At 25.5% G+C, this 19,173-nt stretch carries 17 protein-coding genes and 1 pseudogene; 3 read left to right on the top strand and 15 right to left on the bottom strand.

All coding sequences use genetic code 11. The features are described 5' to 3' along the window. Positions 1–102: 102 nt before the first annotated feature. From I2A75_RS03600 to I2A75_RS03570, 7 genes are all read right to left on the bottom strand, one after another. A complete protein-coding gene (locus I2A75_RS03600; protein ID WP_195263107.1) occupies positions 103–999 on the bottom strand; it encodes a MurR/RpiR family transcriptional regulator in 897 nt (298 codons plus the stop codon). Between the two features lie 149 nt (positions 1,000–1,148). Then, positions 1,149–1,691: a class I SAM-dependent methyltransferase gene (locus tag I2A75_RS03595; protein ID WP_195263106.1), complete on the bottom strand. Its 543-nt coding sequence runs from the start codon at positions 1,689–1,691 to the stop codon at positions 1,149–1,151. 8 nt (positions 1,692–1,699) lie between these two features. After that, positions 1,700–2,428 carry a pseudouridine synthase gene (locus I2A75_RS03590; protein ID WP_195263105.1) on the bottom strand — a complete coding sequence of 243 codons (729 nt, stop codon included), beginning with the start codon at positions 2,426–2,428 and terminating at the stop codon, positions 1,700–1,702. A gap of 128 nt (positions 2,429–2,556) precedes the next feature. Then, positions 2,557–2,988, bottom strand: coding sequence for a MarR family transcriptional regulator (locus I2A75_RS03585; protein WP_195263104.1), 432 nt, complete (start codon positions 2,986–2,988; stop codon positions 2,557–2,559). 105 nt (positions 2,989–3,093) lie between these two features. After that, the gene (locus I2A75_RS03580) at positions 3,094–3,567 is read right to left on the bottom strand and encodes a glutathione peroxidase (protein ID WP_195263103.1); all 474 of its coding nucleotides are present in this window, start codon (positions 3,565–3,567) and stop codon (positions 3,094–3,096) included. A gap of 17 nt (positions 3,568–3,584) precedes the next feature. After that, positions 3,585–4,130, bottom strand: a complete 546-nt coding sequence (locus tag I2A75_RS03575; protein ID WP_195263102.1) for a glutathione peroxidase — start codon at positions 4,128–4,130, stop codon at positions 3,585–3,587. A gap of 223 nt (positions 4,131–4,353) precedes the next feature. After that, positions 4,354–4,698, bottom strand: coding sequence for a helix-turn-helix domain-containing protein (locus I2A75_RS03570; protein WP_195263101.1), 345 nt, complete (start codon positions 4,696–4,698; stop codon positions 4,354–4,356). A gap of 146 nt (positions 4,699–4,844) precedes the next feature. Here I2A75_RS03570 and I2A75_RS03565 point away from each other — a divergent pair, with 146 nt between their 5' ends. Continuing rightward, positions 4,845–5,501 (top strand): NAD(P)H-dependent oxidoreductase, encoded by a 657-nt coding sequence (locus I2A75_RS03565; RefSeq protein ID WP_195263100.1) that lies wholly within the window; start codon positions 4,845–4,847, stop codon positions 5,499–5,501. A gap of 80 nt (positions 5,502–5,581) precedes the next feature. On the opposite strand, the gene I2A75_RS03560 is transcribed toward I2A75_RS03565, so the two are convergent. From I2A75_RS03560 to I2A75_RS03550, 3 genes are all read right to left on the bottom strand, one after another. After that, complete coding sequence (locus tag I2A75_RS03560; RefSeq protein WP_195263099.1) at positions 5,582–7,921, bottom strand: glycoside hydrolase family 31 protein; 2,340 nt, start codon at positions 7,919–7,921, stop codon at positions 5,582–5,584. Between the two features lie 865 nt (positions 7,922–8,786). Then, positions 8,787–9,140, bottom strand: coding sequence for a PqqD family protein (locus I2A75_RS03555; protein WP_195263098.1), 354 nt, complete (start codon positions 9,138–9,140; stop codon positions 8,787–8,789). Positions 9,141–9,157: 17 nt separating this feature from the next. Next, entirely contained in the window at positions 9,158–11,116 is a 1,959-nt protein-coding gene (locus I2A75_RS03550) for an oligopeptide transporter, OPT family (protein WP_195263097.1), read from the bottom strand. Between the two features lie 339 nt (positions 11,117–11,455). Between I2A75_RS03550 and I2A75_RS03545 the strand changes: the two genes are divergently transcribed. After that, a complete protein-coding gene (locus I2A75_RS03545) occupies positions 11,456–13,276 on the top strand; it encodes an LTA synthase family protein (RefSeq protein WP_195263096.1) in 1,821 nt (606 codons plus the stop codon). 51 nt (positions 13,277–13,327) lie between these two features. On the opposite strand, the gene I2A75_RS03540 is transcribed toward I2A75_RS03545, so the two are convergent. Both I2A75_RS03540 and I2A75_RS03535 read right to left on the bottom strand, forming a co-directional pair. Further along, on the bottom strand, positions 13,328–13,486 hold the full coding sequence (locus I2A75_RS03540; RefSeq protein ID WP_195263095.1) for a hypothetical protein: 159 nt from the start codon (positions 13,484–13,486) through the stop codon (positions 13,328–13,330). Positions 13,487–14,584: 1,098 nt separating this feature from the next. Then, positions 14,585–15,001, bottom strand: a pseudogene (locus I2A75_RS03535) (NAD-dependent malic enzyme); the annotation flags it as partial. A 252-nt stretch (positions 15,002–15,253) separates the two neighbouring features. On the opposite strand from I2A75_RS03535, the gene I2A75_RS03530 reads away from it, so the two are divergent. After that, complete coding sequence (locus I2A75_RS03530) at positions 15,254–15,640, top strand: VOC family protein (RefSeq protein WP_195263199.1); 387 nt, start codon at positions 15,254–15,256, stop codon at positions 15,638–15,640. Between the two features lie 538 nt (positions 15,641–16,178). Here I2A75_RS03530 and I2A75_RS03525 read toward each other — a convergent pair. From I2A75_RS03525 to I2A75_RS03515, 3 genes are all read right to left on the bottom strand, one after another. Continuing rightward, a complete protein-coding gene (locus I2A75_RS03525; RefSeq protein WP_195263094.1) occupies positions 16,179–16,694 on the bottom strand; it encodes a hypothetical protein in 516 nt (171 codons plus the stop codon). A gap of 166 nt (positions 16,695–16,860) precedes the next feature. Further along, on the bottom strand, positions 16,861–17,208 hold the full coding sequence (locus I2A75_RS03520; RefSeq protein ID WP_195263093.1) for a hypothetical protein: 348 nt from the start codon (positions 17,206–17,208) through the stop codon (positions 16,861–16,863). A gap of 332 nt (positions 17,209–17,540) precedes the next feature. Continuing rightward, positions 17,541–19,046: a carboxypeptidase M32 gene (locus I2A75_RS03515; protein WP_195263092.1), complete on the bottom strand. Its 1,506-nt coding sequence runs from the start codon at positions 19,044–19,046 to the stop codon at positions 17,541–17,543. Between the last annotated feature and the right edge of the window lie 127 nt (positions 19,047–19,173).

Below are 19,173 nucleotides of genomic sequence, written 5' to 3'. Positions count from 1 at the left end.
TTGTCATAATAAATATATCATCTTAACATCTTTAATTCAATATAACAAGTAATTAAAAAGTGCTAAGAAATGTTTAATAAACATAACTTAACACTTTTATTATTAATCGTCTCCAACATTTCTATTGTTATAAGAATATACATTATAATCCTTCCAAATTAACTCAAGGTTGTTAAATGTATCTGTAATACTTTGCTTTTCCCTCATACCTACAGCGATTATTAATGCATTAATTACAGATAAAGGTGCTACAAGTGAATCAACAAATGATGCCATATTACTTTGAGCTATTAATGCATAATCAGCTTTAGAAGCTAATGGAGATAAAAGACTATCTGTAATTGCTACAACATCCGCCCCTCTATCTTGTGCAAATGCAAGCGCATCTATAGTTCTAGAAGCATATCTAGGAAAACCTATTCCTATTACCAAGTCTCCTTCTTCCACATTAATCATTTGTTCAAATATATCAGAAATTCCATAGCCCACTGTCTTAACATTTTGCAAAATAATATTTAAGTAAAAACCTAAAAACTCAGCTAAAGCTGTTGAACTTCTAAGCCCTATAATATATATTCTCTTAGCTTCAAATATCTTATTAACAACTTCTTCAAATGTGTTATAATTTATCTTTTCAAGAGTTGCTCTTATATTTTCCATATCTGCTTTAAGTACGCCTTTAAGAGCATATCCCTCACTAACATAATCATTAGAAAGTTCCAATCTTTGAACTGTTGTCAGTTTATTCTTTATTAATTCTTGTAATGCTTTTTGAAGCTTAGGATAGCCAGAAAAACCTAATTCATTAGCAAATCTAACTACTGTTGACTCTGAAACCCCAACAGAGACCCCTAATTTTGCTGCAGTCATAAATGCAGCCTTATCATAATTTTTTAAGATATATTCTGCAATTAACTTTTGGCCTTTACTTAACCTTGGGAACCTCGCTTGTATTAATCGCATCAAATCTTTTGAGTTTTCATTAAGATTATTATCCATCTGTATCCCTTCTTTTCGTTAAACTTAACAACTTTTACTTATAAATTTATATTTATATATTATCATTTTTTGAATAATTCATCAATAATTATTTCATTTTATTATATATTCATTATAAAAACTTATAACAAATTGTAAAGTTGTCAATTTTATTTTTTCTCTATAACTACAAGTAAAGGCGAGATATTTTCTCTGTTTAGGTATGATTGAACCATAACTCCAAACTTATTTTTAGGTAAATTTTTTAAATACTCTAAAATGCAAGTTTCTTCTATTTTACCTTCATAATGACCTCTATATATACATATAGTCATTATTCCACCATTATTTAAAATATTAAGACCTTCTTTAATACTCTCTAAGGAAGTATTATGCAACGTAGTAATTTCTTTGTCTCCTCCTGGTAAAAATCCTAAGTTATACATTATGCAATCAACATTTTCATCAATGTATTTTTTTAATAAGTGATGAGAATCATTTATAATTTCTACATTCTCAATTTCTTTTAATTTATAGTTATCACAAGCTTGCTTTTGGATATCAAATGAATAAACTTTTTCGAATATGCTAGATAAAAAATCTGTATCATGTCCGTTGCCTAATGTTGCATCTATAGCTACTCTTTTACTTAATACAAAATCTTTTATTATGTAATGTGATAAATCACTAATATTTCCTACGTATCTGTACATATTTCCCCCTATAATGAATTTATATAATTTAATTCTTCTTTAGTTAAATTTCTCCACTCACCTCTTTTTAAATAACCTAATTTTATATCTCCAATAGCTATTCTTTTTAGTGTTATAACTTCATGACCTAATGCTGAACACATTTTTCTTATTTGTCTATTTTTCCCTTCATGAATAATAATTTCAACTAAAGAATTAATTGTATTAGTTTTTTTATCTTTTTCCGTGTCAATTAGTCTAATTTTTGCATCAGCGGTTATGTATCCACCTATATCAATTCCATTTTCAAACTTTTTAATTTCATCATCAGAAAACATACCTTTGCATAAGGCAATATATTTCTTTTCAACTTCAACTCTTGGATGTATTATTTTATTATATATATCACCATCATTAGTTAATAAAATTAATCCTGAACTATCATAATCTAATCTTCCGATAGGATATATTCTTTCATTAACTTTTACTAAATCTAATATAGTTTTTCTACCTTTTTCATCTTTTACAGAAGTAATATACCCTTCAGGCTTATTTAACATTATGTATAGTTTATTTTCTTCAGGAAGTATTCGTTTCCCATTATAAAGTACTTTATCTTTAGAAGGATCAATTTTTACTCCTAACTCATTTATAATCTTATCATTTATTTTTACCTTACCACTTAATATGATTTCTTCACATTTTCTTCTTGATGCTACACCGCATCTTGCCATATATTTTTGTAATCTTTCTTCCATTATTAATCACTCCGTTTTTTTAATAAACACCTAATATAGTACTCTAGTATAAAGTTTTATGCAATAAATTTGTTTATATATAAAAATAGAGTATATTTAATTAAAAACTAAACATACTCTATTTAAAATTATTCTAAACTTTTAAGTAATTCATCTAGATTTTTTTTTAAATCAATAGCTTTTTCCTTTGAAATATTAATATTACACATCATCTTACTTGGAATATCTTTTGCTTTTTCTTGAAGACTAGAACCTTTTTCAGTTAATTCAGCTATTACAACCCTATCATCATTTTCATCTCTATATCTAGTTATAAGCTCCATTCCTTCCAACTTTTTTAGTAATGGTGTTAAGGTTCCAGAATCTAAATGTAGCCTATTACCAAGATGTTTTACAGTTGCTTTTCTTTCTTCCCACAATACAAGCATAACTATATATTGAGTATATGTAAGATTAAATTCATCTAATATTGGTTTATACAGTTTTATTATCTCCCGTGATACAGCATAAAGAGAAAAGCATATTTGATTATCTAACTTTAGATTATTATAATCATTCATTGTTATTCACCTACAATATAAATATCAAATTCAATTTTATTAAATTAAATTGATTTTACATTTTTAAAGCTTTTATGTCAATATCTATTATATAGATGTTTTATTTTATAATATCTTTTCTATATCATTTTTTATTTTTAAAGGAGATGTTGTTGGTGAATATCTTTTTATAACATTCCCCTCTTTATCAATTAGAAATTTAGTAAAATTCCATTTAATATCTTTTGTTAAGAGTCCCTTTTCTTGTTCTTTTAAATATTTATATATAGGATGAGTATTGCTTCCATTCACATCTACTTTTTCAAACATGTTAAATGTAACTCCATAATTTAGTTGACAAAAGTTTTTAACTTCTTCATTATCTCCAGGTTCTTGATTTAAGAATTGATTACATGGAAAACCTAGTATTTCTACTCCTAAACCTTTATAATCTTTATAAATTTCTTCAAGATCTTTTAATTGAGGGGTAAAGCCACATTTACTTGCTGTGTTAACTACTAAAACTATTTTCCCCTTATAATCGCTCATATTTATTTCTTTTCCATCTATATTTTTTGCAGAATAATCATAAAAACTCATGAATTTATCTCCTTTAATTATAGTAATTTTCTTATATCTTCAATCATATCAAGAGGATCTACTGTTGGTTCAAATCTTCCTACAACATTACCTTCTGTATCTATAAGGAATTTTGTAAAATTCCACTTTATTGAATCATCAATTAAATATTCTGGGAATTTTTCATTTAATATACTATTTAATAATTTTCCATTAGGTTTAGTTAAATCAAACCCTTTAAAAGACTCTTTTTCACATAAAAATTTAAATATTGGATGTGCAGAAAGTCCTCTTACATCTATCTTTTCAAATAATTTAAAGGTTACCCCATAGTTTATTTCACAAAAACTTTTAACTTCTTTATTATTTCCAGGTTCTTGTTCTAAGAATTGATTACAAGGGAATCCTAAGATTTCTAATCCTTTTTCATTAAATTCTTTGTGTAATTTTTCTAAATCTGCATATTGAGGAGTAAAGCCACATTTACTTGCAGTATTAACTACTAAAACTACTTTGCCTTTATATTCACTCATGTTTATTTCTTTTCCATCAATATCTTTAGCATTAAAATCGTAAAAATTCATTTATTATTCCTCCATTTATTTCATATTGCTTAAAATTTAATTTTATACAATTAATATTTTTGTATTTATATTATCTCTTTTTATTTTAAAAGTCAACTGTATCCATAATAAAAAATATTTTAATATATTTTATTAGATAGTATATATAGTAAAACTCTAATAAAGTATAGTTTTTAAAAAATTGTATAAAATAAAAATAATGTATATCATCGATGGATATACATTATTTTTTATTACTTTCACTATTAACCTTATTTCCCCACTCTTCTAATGAATGTATTATTGGACAAATAGATTTTCCAATATCTGTTAAAGAGTATTCTACATGTGGAGGTATTTCGTTAAATTGCTTTCTTTCTACTATTTTATATTCACCAAGCTCACGAAGGCACCTTGTTAGCATTAAACTAGATATACCATCTATATTTTTTTCTAACTGGTTAAAACGTATGCTTTCATTTTTCCAAATTTCTATCATTATTTTTAGCTTCCACTTGCCTGATAATATATCTAAAGCATATTTAACAACTTCTTCATTTATTTCCTTTTTCCCAATATAATTACTCATATTTATCCTCCATTACTTACTTTTTTGTAACTAACTAAAGAAAATTTGCCTACTTGTTTTCATATATCTTATTCACTATACTAGTTTATATATTATGATTTAAATTGTAAAGTTTATAACAATTAATTTATAAAGGAGAGTTTAATATGAACAATACTGAAATTTTAAATGCTTTAAATAATAGATTTGCTTGTAAAGAATTTGATAAAAACAAAAAAATTAAGGATGAGGACTTAAATTTAATTCTTGAAAGTGGTAGATTATCTCCAAGTTCAATTGGTATTGAACCTTGGAAATTCTTAGTTATATCTAATGAAGAACTTAAAAACGAATTAGCTACTGTTGCTTTAGGTGGAAAAAAGCAAATTCCTTCTTGTAGCCATTTAGTAATACTTTTAAATAGAACTGCAAATGATTTGAAAGCAGATTCTGAATATTTAACTAAGTTATTTAATGAAGATAAACATTTACCAAAAGAAGTTGCAGATATAATGTTAAAGATGATAAAAGATGTAAATGATAATAGATTTAAAAATAATGAAAAAGAAATAAACCATTATTCTAGAGAACAAGCATATATTGCACTTGGTACAATGTTAACTACTTCAGCTTTAATTGGAGTTGACTCTTGTACTATAGGTGGATATGATGCTGAAGCTGTTACTAAAATATTAAATGGTAGAAATCTTATGGATTCAAATCACTTTAACATTTCATGTATGTTAGCATTAGGATATAGAAACGAAAATCCTACAGCAAAAACTAGAAGAGCTTTTGAAGATGTAGTTGAGTTCGTTAAATAATAGAATATCTATCATATATAAATAAAAAAATACTTAAATAAATGCTAGTAGATATTTCTAAGTCTACTAGCATTTAGTTCTTATATATTCATTTCTACAAAATTATTATTTAAACTAACTTCTTTACCATTTAATGTTACTTTCTTATTTAATTTTAAACTATTAATTATAAACTTAACTTTAGAATACTTATTAACATAATTATTCTTCTTTATTATAAATTTTATATCTATGCTTTCATTGTTAGATACAATTATTTCATACTCATTATATATTCCATTTCTATAGTCAAAACTTTCCCCATCATCATTATAATTAATATATTTAAACTCATTTTTATCCTCATTTAAATATATATTTAAAATTAACTTATTACTTTCTTTTTCACCAACATAATTTTGTTCTATACTCATTGGAATAATTGAATTTACTTTTATAAATATAGGGCAAATATTCAAAGGAGATTCTTTTATTATATACTGCCCTCCATTATAATTTTCACCAGTCCAAAAATCTATCCATGTACTTCCTTTTGGTAAGTAGACAAGTTTTTGTCTCATACCTTGTTCAACTACTGGGGATACTAAAATACTATCTCCACAAAGGAATTCGTCATTTACTTCATAAGTATTTTTATCACTTTGATATTCAAATAGAAGAGGTCTAATAATTGGTTCCCCAGTATCTTCACACTTCCACATTAAATCATATAGATAAGGAAGCAACTTATAACGAAGATTTATATACTTCTTATTAATTGCCTCTGTTTCTTTATCAAATGCCCATGGTTCTTGATCTCTAGTTCCCATTGCTGAATGATTTCTAAATAATGGTGTAAATGCTCCTATTTGTACCCATCTACTTAATAACTCACCAGTACAATCATGTCCAAAGCCACCAACATCTGTTCCACAAAAACTCATTCCACTTAAACCTAAATTCATTAACATAGGAATAGACATTCTTAAATGTTCCCATGTACTTTGATTATCTCCAGTCCAAATAGTTGAGTATTTTTGAGTACCAGCATAACATGCTCTTGTAACTACAAAAGGTCTCTTATTTGTAGTTTCTTTTATTCCTTCATAAGTAGCTTTACTCATCATGTGTCCATATATATTATGTATTTCTTTATGAGTAACTTCTAATCCATCTTCATTAAAAACAACATCTTCTGGTAATGGTCCATTAAAACTAGCTGGTTCATTCATATCATTCCATATTCCTGAAACACCTAGATCCATCATAATTTTTTGATTTTTTGCCCACCATTTTCTAACATCTGTACTCATAAAGTTTGGATAAACTGAATCGCCTGGCCAAACTTTATTTTTATATACTATTCCATCTTTGTCTTTTGCAAAATAGTCATTTTTCATTCCTTCATCATATATATTATACTTTTTATCTATTTTTACACCAGGATCTATAATTGTAACAACTTTGAATCCCATATTCTTAAGTTCATTCGTAAATTCCTTTGGATTTTCAAATTTTTTATTGTCCCAAGTAAATACCCTAAAGCCATCCATATAATCTATATCTAAATAAATAGTATCACAAGGAATGCCTTTATCTCTAAAAGCTTTTGCTATTTCTAATGCTCTTTCTTTTGGAGCATATGACCATCTACATTGTTGATATCCTAATGTCCATAATTGTGGAAGCGGAGTCTTTCCTGTAAGTTTTGTATATTCATTTACTACGTTTCTCACTTCTGGTCCATACATGAAGTAATAATCTAAGTTACCTTCTACAGCGCCAAAATAATAGTATTCTAAATTTTCTTTTCCCATATCAAAGTGACTTTCAAAATGATTGTCAAAGAATATTCCAAATGCATCCTTATCTTTTATTGATATTAGGAATGGTATTGATTTATATAATTGCTCAAACGTTTCTCCATGAGGACTTGGATCATCAGTATTCCAATTTTTATAATGATACCCTTTCTTATTTAAAGATCCTGTTCTTTCTCCTAAGCCGTAGAAATACATATCATCTTCCATTGTCTTTGCTACATAAACCTTAAGATCTTGATGTCCATTTAAACTATGTCCTTCTTCAGCTGCAAGTTCAAGATTATTTCCTCTTCTTTTAAATGGACTTCTTTCACCTCTGTAATCCCTACATAAAACCTTTTCATTTTTATCATAAATATCTATCTTAAAATCATCGTTAACAACAATTTTTAATTTTTCTGTTACTATATTTAAAGTATCTTTAATTTTTTCTACTGAAAAGCTAGAACTTTCTAAATTTAAATTTTCAACGGCCTTAGAATTTCTTTCTTTTCTATAAAATGGAACAAAAAAATTAACAACTCCATCATTAATAATTGTTATAATAGCTTCATTTTTTTCATACTTTAATATAATTTCTTTATTATTCACTTCATAATCTAGTAGTTTACCCAACATTATATCACCCTCTATTCTAAATAATTATATTTTCTATAGTATATATGTTTCAATTAATAGTTTACATAATTAAATCTAACTGTATTTTTTAGTTAATATTCTTATTTAAAGTAAAATAACAAAATTGAATTCATATATAATATTTAATTTTTCTACCTACAATCATATTATAAATTAAATTACTAGTTATTTCTTGTATAATAACATCAAAAAGTATAACAAAATTGCTATTTTTATATAATTGTTACTTTGCACATTTTATAGATATTAATTTTGTCTGTTTTTTCTTGTTTTCTATTGAGATAATAGAAAAAGTCTTAAGGTATCTATTATCCTTAAGACTTTTTAGATTTATTTAAATAAATCTTTTAAAACTTCTTTTATATTTTTATTTACTTTAATAATTTTTTCATTGTTATTTATGTTTTCTAACCCCTTCCTATATCTATTATACAAATAATCAATATAGTTTAAATTTTCATTTATAGCAGAACAAAATATAAAAACTATCAAAGGTGTTAACTTAGGGACTTTCCATAATAAAACTCCTTATAATTAATGATAGTATATTATATTTAATTGTTAATGCTATTGTTATAAAATAATTTATAAAACCTTCATTAATCCTTTAATTTAAACGCCTATAGCCTCCATCCATAATGAATGCCTTATCATTTTATCAGTTGCAGTTAATTCTTATTCTACTCTATTTAATCATTTAAGCATGACTCATTTTTATAATGTAAAAGCCTATAATAAATACTTGTCTATTATGAATTTCTTTATGCCTATTACTTTTAGACCATGGTAGCAATGGAAATATAATTTAAAAAAGCTAGAAGTATTTAACTCTAGCTTTTTTAAATTATATGCTTTTCTTAAAATTTATCCAGTTTCTTTTATTCAAATAGCGAATAAATAAAATTAATCTTTCATTAATAGGTTCACACTTTTGTCCAAATTTTTCTTTCATTTTTTCAATTATTTGAAGAATATTTTTATTTCCATCAATTAATCTCCAGACTTCGCTTCCTAATTCATCTAATTCTATATCGGTAATAGCTGGCTTTTTAAATAGCTTTCTAGCTATTCTTTCTGCTAATTTATCATGATGAAATATTAAATATACTCTATTGTTTTTTTCTTCAAAAGTTTTATGGTTTTTTACTGGTATATAAAGTAAGAAGTTTTCTTGTTTTTTACTTTTATTATTAAACATTATTATTCTCCAATAATTTAATTAGCTTTACTTTCCTTTTTCTTATTACTTATAATATATCTATATATTAAATAAATTAGAATTAAAAACATAACTAATGCAAACTCTTTACTTTCAGCTAATGCAGGTAAGAACTTAGGTCCTATACCAACAACTTCATTAAGTCCAAAGCCTGTTAATGCTGCTACTAAAATACCAATTAAAGCATCCCCTGCAACTAGACCTGAAGATATTAATATACCTTTTTCAACTTTTTCTTTCTTTACTTCTTCATCATGTTTAAATTTCTTATCTACTATAACTCTAACTATACCACCAGCTAAAATTCCAATACTTAAATTTATCGGTAAGTATATTCCTAATGCAACTGGTAATACAGGTAGTCCTAATATTTCAATTGCAATACCTATTGCAGCTCCTACTAAAACTAAAGTCCATGGTAATTGTGCATCCATAACACCTTGAACAACCATTGACATAAGAGTTGCTTGTGGTGCTTGAAGACCAGTTTCCCCTCCAATACCATAAATATTGATTAATAACAACATTGCAGCACCTCCTGCAACTGCTGAAACTATTAATCCAACAATTAAACCAAGTTCAATATTTTTAGGAGTTCCTCCTAATATAAATGTAGTTTTTAAAGCTTGAGAAGTTCCCCCTGCAACAGCAGTTGCAACACAAGCTATAGCTCCAGCAAGTAAAGCCATTATCATACCTCTATTACCAACAACTCCTATAGCTTTTAAAATTCCAGTTATAAACAATAAAGTTGCTATTGTCATACCAGATACTGGATTGTTAGATGCTCCAATAATTCCGCATATTCTTGCAGATACAACAGAAAATAAAAATGAAAATAATACTGCTAATAAAGCTCCTACCGGATGAATTCCTGTAATCGGTAACAACCAAGATAATAAAAATACTAATGCTGCTCCGCCAATTACCCAAGTCATTGGCAAGTCTTTGTCAGTTCTTTTTACATTTTCTCCTGAAGATTTCATACCTGAGAAAGCAGCTTTCATGGATCTAAATATTATAGGAATTGATTTTCCAAGGCTTATAAATCCTCCTGCTGCAACAGCTCCAGCACCAATATATCTTATATACTCACCTCTAATAGCGCTAGCAGTCATTTCTGCAATTGGAACAGTTGCTGGGAAAACTGCTGCCGCAGCTCCAGAACCAAAGAATTTAATTAATGGTATAAGTCCGAAATAAGCTATTGCACCACCTGCAAACATATAAAGTGCAGCTTCTGTTCCAACTATAAAACCTACTCCTAGGAGAGAAGCTAAAGCATCAACACCAACCATACTTTGAAATATAGATTTACCGTTTTGTGATATATTAATCATCCATGTTGGGCTTTCAGACCATAATAATAGTCCACCTGACAAAAATTTATATATCCCACCACCAGCTAAACCAGTTATAACACTTTTAAGGCCAGTCCCACCTACAGTTGAATTAACAAGAACTTCAGATGCAGCCATGCTTTCTGGAAAGGCTAACTTTCCATGTTCTTCAACCATAAGATATTTTCTTAAAGGAATAACAAACAAAATACCTAAAATTCCACCTAAAATTGTTATTGTAACTATTTGTAAAAGAGAAATATCTCCATTCCATATTACAATGGCAGGTAATGTGAATACAATACCACCTGCTAGAGATTCTCCTATACCAGCTATTCCTGCTACCATATTAGATTCCAAAATACTTTTTCGTCCAAATAAATATAGTAGAGCTGTTCCAAGTATCGAAGTAGGGATTATAGCTGCAATAGTCATACCTACCTTTAATGCTAAATATACATTGGCTGCTGCAAATACTGCAGCAAAGAAACATCCAACTAATATAGATGCTATAGTTAATTCTGGTAACGCATCCTTAACTGAAACATAAGGACTGTAATTTTCCCCGTTTATTCCACCATAAGCTTCATGAGAAAGCTTATTTTTTTGAGACATAATGATTCCTCCCTAAATTAAATAATTGTAAGTTTTATAAATCATCGTATATCTTATAGCAACATTTTTATATATTTTCCGTCAAATATTCTATTTACATTTCTTTTTTTTAACTCTACTAACAATCACCTCATTGTATAACTATTACATTTCTTATATAACTTTAAATTTATCCTCCCTTCAAGTATAATTATACATTTATTGTTAAAAAGTGTAAACATAATACTTGTTTAAAGTTAATTATTACTTTTCTTTGACATAATAATTTTTATATGGCGTTAATTCTATATTTAAGATAAAATAAATTGAGTAGAAATAGTTTATTTCGGAGGAAAGTATATGAAAGATAAAATTAAAAAAATAGCATTAAATAATTGGCTATTTATACTTATGGTATTTATAATTCAAGTAAAATCTATGCTTTTATTATCAATGCTTAGAACTACAAATTCATCTAGTATAAATTTTGCCACTATGTATTTTGGAGTTCCTGCTATAGGAGCACATTTACTTATAATAACACTAATATTGAGTATTATGTTCTTATTTAAATATAAAGGTAAAATGTGGACAGCATTAATAATTGATGTAATCATTACATTATTATTTATTGCAGATATATGGTACTACAGAAATAATGGAACATTCTTATCAATTAGACATTTAATTCATCCAGAAATATTTAATCCTATTGGAAAGAGTTTAATAAACTTTAGGGCTGTAGATTTATTATTTGTTGTTGATTTTATAGCTTTCTTTATATTATTTAAATTTGACAAATTAAGAAAGTATAATGATAGTTCAAGACTATCATTAAGAATCGTGAAAACTGCTATAGTATTTTCATTAAGTGCATTAATCATTTTTATTTCTCACTATATAATTGATATAAAAGGTAAAATACCCGGACAATCATTTTTAAGATTATCTTGGGCTCCTTTTCAAACATTTAGTGATATGAGTCCTTTAGGATATCATGGATTCGACTTAAAATACTTTATGGGAAGAAATAAAGAGTTATCAAATTCAGATATTAATGATGTACAAACTTGGTTTGATAATAATAAAGAAGATCTTCCAGATAATGAATATTTCGGGATGCTTAAGGATAAAAACTTAATTGCTATTCAAGTTGAGTCCTTAGAAAACTTTGTTATAAATCAAAAGGTTTATGGACAAGAAATTACACCTACTTTAAATAAATTACTTTCAGAAAGCTTATATTTTGATAATATTTATGAGCAAAATAATTCTGGAACTAGTTCTGATTGCGATTTGATGGTTAATACATCCGTTTTCCCTATTAGAGAAACTAGTACATTCCCAACATATCCTTGGACAAAGTATAATAGTTTACAAAATATACTAAACAACGAGGGATATACAACAATTTCAACTCATGCAGAATTACCTGGAAGTTGGAACTGGGCTGAGCCTCATAAATCTTTTGGCGCAGATAAACTTTGGGATATAAATGAGTTTAATGTTGACGAAGTTATTGGACCTGGGTTATCTGATGAATCATACTTAAAACAAATTGCAGATAAGATAAAATCAGAAAATCAACCATTTTATACTTTCATTGCTACTTTAACAAGTCATGGGCCATTTGAAATGCCAGAAGATAAAAAGTTATTAGATCTACCTAAAGAATTGGACGATAATATGTTAGGTGGATATTTCCAAAGTGTAAGATATGCAGATGAAGCAATAAAACTATTTATTGATGAACTTGAAAAGAATGGGCAATTAGATAATACAGTTATAATGATATATGGAGATCATGGTGGTGTTCATAAATTCTATGAAGAAGAAATTAAAGATGCTCCATTAAATGAAGATTGGTGGCAAGAAAATGATAAGAAAATACCTTTTATAATTTATAATAAAGATATAAAAGCTAACACTATTTCAAAAGCAGGTGGACAAGTTGACTTCTTACCTACAATTTCTTATCTTTTAGGTGTTGAAAGGTCTAAATTTGATAATACATCTATGGGTAGGGTTTTAGTTAATACAGATAGAAATGCAACTATATTAAATAATGGAGATATTATGGGTACTCCAAAAGATGCATATGAAGAAAAACATTTAAAAGATGTGTTTAAAATTGCAGATAATATCATTGAAGGTAATTACTTTGATGTAATAAGTAAATAAAATTAGTATAATTAAGATACTGCCGATATTTTAATAACCGGCAGTATTTTTTTATTTCGCAACTGAAATCTTATAATCACCTTTATTAGTCTTTATCATAAAGATAGTATTTCTTATGATTTTTATAAATCTAATAACTTCTTTATAATTTATAACTTTAAACTTACTATTTTCAACAAAGTCATTTTCAAATTTGTAATTAAAAATCATAATTTTTTCCCTTAACAATTTCTAAATATATTACATATTTATCAATCTATGATATAATGTATATTACTTACTAATTATACATTATTTTGTTATAGAAGGTGATTATTATTAGGAAAATTTATATTTTATCTATACTTAATGTTTTATCTTTTTTTATAACTAAAAGAGTAATTTACATTTATCTTATCAATTTATTGTATATTCCATTTTTACATGATGACTTTTTAGTGAATATAAATAAATACTCCTTATCAAAAGTCAAATCATTTAAAGAAATTCTAGTTTCATATTTTAAACATTTTAAACTTAATCCTATCGAACTAGAAATTGTATTTGAAAATTCTCTAGGATTTTCACTATTAATTGAGTTTATAAAAAATTTAATTAATAATAATATAAAAGAATATGCTTTTACAACAGTATTTTTAACTATAGCTTTATTTTTAATATATTATGCAAATAGAAATATTAAAAAATTTTTTATTACATCTTAATATGTTCTAGTAATTAATGTATTATGAAAATTTATAATACTATATAAAAACTATAGTTTTTGTATTCACGTATAGGAGGATTAATATTGTACAATTTAATTCATATTCTAAAATTAATTTTATTAGTATTATTCTTATTATTCGAATTTTTTGCTTTTAAAAAGTACAAATCATTAAAATATAAGTTATTTCCACTAATAGTAACTATAATCTTAAGTTTATCTATAATTCTCTTTGCATCTTTTTTTAAGTTTACAAGTTATTTTTTATTATTTCCTTTGTTATTTTTTGAATTATGTTTAAAAGGAATTATGCTAGTCCTTGTGCTTGAAATTGTTATAATGCTTTTAAAGCATAAATTAAGTTTGAAAAAATTTATACTTTTGGTTTTAATTTTTGTTATACTTATAATAATATATTTCATATGGCAAAAAGCCTTTTAATTATTTATTGATATTATAGAAGATATTAATTTAATAGAAATTTTATATTGATATTTTTATTGATTTTATAAGAATATTATCAAGTTAAAAACCTATGTTAAGTTACTTAGAATGGGTTTTCTATAAAGTAATTAAAAATTTTAGTGTTTACGTACTATTTAGAAACAACGTGGTGCACTTATATCTTCTAAATTTATTGCTCCAAAACTACCTTCTATTAGTTTTATAGTATTTACTAATACATCAACATCATTATTGTTAATACAAATAGGAAAAGCATCTACACCAGCAAATTCTTTAAATAATACACATTTTCCTTCCATAACAGGCATTGCAGCTAAAGATCCAATATTACCTAGTCCTAATACAGCACTTCCATCAGTAATTACACCAACTAAATTAGATCTTCTCGTGTATTTATATGAAGCATCTTTATCCTTTTCAATTTCTAGACACGGATATGATACACCTGGGGTATATGCAATTGTTAAATCTTCATTATTTTTTACAGGACACCTACTTATAACTTCTATTTTTCCTTTCCACATTTCGTGTGCTTGCAAACTTTTTTCTTTCATAAAATATCCACTCCTTCCTATGTATAATAGATTTTTTTTATGTTTCATTCAATAGAATTGTCTTATTTAAGACCTAAGTAATTTTTAAATTAATCTTGTTATTAATTACGCTTATAGAAATTAATAACATTTTTTATAAATTTTCATTTTTTAATTTACATTTTTTACTATTTATGTATAATTATCTTATGTAGTAATAAACTTAGACTCTCTTTACATTATATAGAGACTTTAAGATTGGAGGGTATAATGATAAAAACAAAACTTAATCTAATTACAATTTGGACAAATAATGTAAACTTAATGAAGGATTTTTATAATAGTGCTCTTGGATTTACTATTAAAAGTGATCTTGGAAATTATGTAGAATTTGAAAATGAAGGAGTTAAATTTGCTCTTTGCTCACGTGAAGTTATGTACGATTACAATAATGAATATAAGGATAAAGCTTGTGGTCAATCTTTTGAGTTGTCTTTTTCATGTAAAACTCCTGATGAAGTAGATGAGACTTTTAATAAATTAATTTCTAAAGGGGCAACTCCAATTCATAAACCTAAAACAATGGCTTTAAATCAAAGAACTGCGCTATTTGCAGATCCTGATGGAAATATACATGAACTCTTTTCGGAAATAAAGTAACTGTTCAAAAGATATGTACTATATTAGCAATATTAATTATGATTTAAGTATTTTAATCTATATTGATACTACATAAATTGCTAGTATATATTATGCTAGAGGCTCAACCTCTAGCTTTTTTACTCATATTTTATTTTAATTCAGTAAATACGCCTTCCTTAAAATAGATATTATTAAAATATATAAAGTAACTTTTAATATGTTATTCCATTAATGCAATATCCGTTAATTTATTAGATTTTATACTAACTTTAAAAATTTGGTAATTTTCTAATAGATTTTCATTTCTCCATCTCATCATACTTAAATTCAATAATAGATACTGTTGTTCTAAATTCTATATGTTTTAAATTGCTATATAATACTTACTTTAGGATATTATTCAATAAATCCTATCGTTAATTACAATATTTTCCAGGAAATAATTTTATTTAATGCATTTATATTTATAAAGTTCATCAATAATTCAATTGCAATTAATTTTTTCCATATCATAATTATGTTAATAAAATAAAAAGAATTTACATTAAATCTTACTTTAACATAAATTCTTTTTTATGGCATTTAAGAATTTGTTTTTTTCACAATCGTTGGAAAATGATTTTATAGGTACTATTGCGAAAATATTAAAATTTTCCTCAAATATTAGAATTCTTTTTTTGTAAATTATTACATTTGATATATCTTGAAAACTTAATTCAGATTTATTATCATTTTTAAACATAACAATTTTATCATTTTTTATCTTTAATACTCTTTTACTATATAAATATTCATTAGTTATATAATTTTTTTCTAATTTATGCTTTAATTCAACTTTAATGATAATAGGTACAAAAGTTAACCATAATATACTTAAAATTATTGCAAAAATCGAAAATATATATAAATTTTCATAGTTATAATTAAAATACCACAAGAAAGCAGGTAATATTATTAATATATATCCATATTTGAAAAAATAATTTTTTAACCTTCTATCCTTTAACTTCATATTTAGATAAAAATTCAACTCTATTAAATCCTCTACTGTATTTTTGTATTTTACTTCCACATAATCACCTAATTAATAATTTTTTTCATTTGCATATATAATTATATCAATTTATTCTAAATTAATCTATGCCAATATATTACAATTAGGGTGTTTATCCTAAGAGTGTTTTAATTCAGCAATTTATGGTCTATTACTTTAAAATTTTATTGTATTCCTAATAAATTCAATTTATCCTTTTAATTATTTCTAAACCATATTTATTTAGTAAATCTATATCTATATCAGTATAAAACTCAAGAAGTTGACTTAATACTATGTTAGATTCAGTTTTATAGCTAAGCACTCTTCCTTTTGATTCGCTCCTAAAATCACTCCATGTCCAAAGATGTGCAGTCCCATTAATTGCTTTAAGCTCGTATATATATTTGTTAGACTTTAGAATATATTCTAATAATGATACTCTTATATTATTTCTATCTGAAATAAACTCTTGAGGATAAGAATTTATAATTTTTTTTGTTTCTTCATCTAAATTTGAATATTTAATATATAACTCTTTAAATTTTCCCATTGAAATACTCCATTTTTAATTCTATTTATAATGTTATAGTATATATTATACCATCTTATTTATGAAATTAACTTTATTCTAATATGTTTCTATTAATTATTACTTAGCTTAATATTACTTTTTCTTATAACTTATAAAATATAAATTCATTTAAAAAGGGGATATATAAAAACATCTTTAAGTAAGTAAAATCAATGGTTTAAAAGGGGCTCGCGAAACGCGAGCCCCTTTATAAAAATAAGATATTAACTTTTTTAAGACAATAAAGCTTACTTTAAATTGAATGAATTTTATATTAAATAGAATTCTAAGGCTGCTCCTTAATTAAAATATTATCTTACATCATATATTCTATAATACTTATTTTTTAAATAATCTATAAAATATTTTGAATTAAGTTCTTCTCCAGTTATATTCTTTATAAGTTCTTCAGGAGTATATAATGAACCATGTACATGAACTTTTTCTTTTAACCAATTAAATATTTCAGTAAAATTACCATTTTTAACTTCTTCCATTATATTTGGATTTTCTTCTAAAAGTTTATGGAACATTTGAGCTCCGTATAAATTTCCTAATGCATAACTTGGAAAATATCCAAAAGACCCATCTGACCAATGCATATCTTGAAGTATTCCTTCACTATCATTTTTAGGTTCAATTCCTAAATATTCCTTATATTTTTTATTCCATAACTCTTTAAGGTCATCTACGCCTATTCTTCCATTAATTAATTCTTTTTCTATTTCATATCTTATTATAATATGAAGTCCATATGTTAATTCATCTGCTTCAGTTCTAATTAATGAAGGTTCAACATAATTCATAGCTTCATAAAACTCATCTAAAGTAACATTTTTAAAATCTTCAAAATATTCTTTAGCTATAGGTAACAAATATGAACAAAACTCCTTACTTCTACCTAATATATTTTCGTAAAATCTTGATTGCGATTCATGTATTGCCATAGAAGCTCCAGATTGAAGTCCAGTAGATTCTAGGTCATCACTTATATTTTGTTCATAAATACCATGACCACCTTCATGAATAGTACTAAATAAAGCTGATGCAAATTCATCTTCATGATAATTAGTAGTCAATCTTACATCTCTATTTCCAAAGTTTGTTGTAAACGGATGAACACTTTCGTCTAATCTACCAGCTTTTAAATCAAATCCCAATTTATTTAAAATATATAATGATAGATCTTTTTGTTTATTTGTATCAAATTTACCATATAAAAAATCACGATTTATCTTTTTATTGCTAGCTTTAATACTGTTTAATACCTCTATTATTCCATCTCTTAGTTCAGCAAATATTTTATCTAATTTTTCAGTAGTTAATCCTAATTCATATTTATCTAAAAGGGTGTCATACTTATCATGCTTAAATCCCCAATAATTAATAAATTCTTTTTGAAACTCAACAACTTTCTCTAAATGAGGTTTGAATATTTCAAAATTATTAGCATCTTTAGCTTTTTCCCAAGCTAATTCTGAATTGCTGCAGATACCAACATAAGCTACATATCTATCTTGAGGTATTTTTTTAGTTTCATTATAATTTCTTTCAAGCTCTTCTAGCATTCTAACTTCAGTATGATTCATTTCATTTTTATATTGTGATAAATCCTTTATAAATTCCTCTACTTTAGGACTAGTAATCATATTAAAGCTTTCCCCTGACAAATACTCTAAAACTTTTGATCTAGACTCTCCTGCCTTAATTGGCATGTTAGTTCTCATATCCCAGTAAACTAAATTCATTGCTTGTACTAATTTTTCATATTTACTTAAATAATCTTTAAGTTCTTCAACTTTTTCCTTTAATGGCATATTACTTCCTCCTTTTATAAATTTTACTTATATATAAATATATCATATATTTATCATCAAAATAAGTATATTTAAAATTTATAACTAAAATCAAAATACTCTATATATAAGCGAAACTTTATTATTT

It is taken from the genome of Clostridium sp. 1001275B_160808_H3 (assembly GCF_015550425.1).
In the GTDB taxonomy this organism is placed as follows: Bacteria; Bacillota; Clostridia; order Clostridiales; family Clostridiaceae; genus Clostridium.
The sequence above is the reverse complement of the archived record's forward strand: the minus strand, read 5'-3'. Positions and strand labels throughout refer to the sequence as shown.

What these genes read in the sequence shown, in the direction of transcription:
- I2A75_RS03590 (WP_195263105.1), bottom strand. Translation starts at nt 2,428, where the DNA reads ATGGAAGAAAGATTACAAAAATATATGGCAAGATGCGGTGTAGCATCA.
- I2A75_RS03580 (WP_195263103.1), bottom strand. Translation starts at nt 3,567, where the DNA reads ATGAGTTTTTATGATTATTCTGCAAAAAATATAGATGGAAAAGAAATA.
- I2A75_RS03570 (WP_195263101.1), bottom strand. Translation starts at nt 4,698, where the DNA reads ATGAGTAATTATATTGGGAAAAAGGAAATAAATGAAGAAGTTGTTAAA.
- I2A75_RS03595 (WP_195263106.1), bottom strand. Translation starts at nt 1,691, where the DNA reads ATGTACAGATACGTAGGAAATATTAGTGATTTATCACATTACATAATA.
- I2A75_RS03540 (WP_195263095.1), bottom strand. Translation starts at nt 13,486, where the DNA reads ATGATTTTTAATTACAAATTTGAAAATGACTTTGTTGAAAATAGTAAG.
- I2A75_RS03515 (WP_195263092.1), bottom strand. Translation starts at nt 19,046, where the DNA reads ATGCCATTAAAGGAAAAAGTTGAAGAACTTAAAGATTATTTAAGTAAA.
- I2A75_RS03600 (WP_195263107.1), bottom strand. Translation starts at nt 999, where the DNA reads ATGGATAATAATCTTAATGAAAACTCAAAAGATTTGATGCGATTAATA.
- I2A75_RS03555 (WP_195263098.1), bottom strand. Translation starts at nt 9,140, where the DNA reads ATGTTTAATAATAAAAGTAAAAAACAAGAAAACTTCTTACTTTATATA.
- I2A75_RS03560 (WP_195263099.1), bottom strand. Translation starts at nt 7,921, where the DNA reads ATGTTGGGTAAACTACTAGATTATGAAGTGAATAATAAAGAAATTATA.
- I2A75_RS03585 (WP_195263104.1), bottom strand. Translation starts at nt 2,988, where the DNA reads ATGAATGATTATAATAATCTAAAGTTAGATAATCAAATATGCTTTTCT.
- I2A75_RS03550 (WP_195263097.1), bottom strand. Translation starts at nt 11,116, where the DNA reads ATGTCTCAAAAAAATAAGCTTTCTCATGAAGCTTATGGTGGAATAAAC.
- I2A75_RS03545 (WP_195263096.1), top strand. Translation starts at nt 11,456, where the DNA reads ATGAAAGATAAAATTAAAAAAATAGCATTAAATAATTGGCTATTTATA.
- I2A75_RS03575 (WP_195263102.1), bottom strand. Translation starts at nt 4,130, where the DNA reads ATGAATTTTTACGATTTTAATGCTAAAGATATTGATGGAAAAGAAATA.
- I2A75_RS03565 (WP_195263100.1), top strand. Translation starts at nt 4,845, where the DNA reads ATGAACAATACTGAAATTTTAAATGCTTTAAATAATAGATTTGCTTGT.
- I2A75_RS03520 (WP_195263093.1), bottom strand. Translation starts at nt 17,208, where the DNA reads ATGGGAAAATTTAAAGAGTTATATATTAAATATTCAAATTTAGATGAA.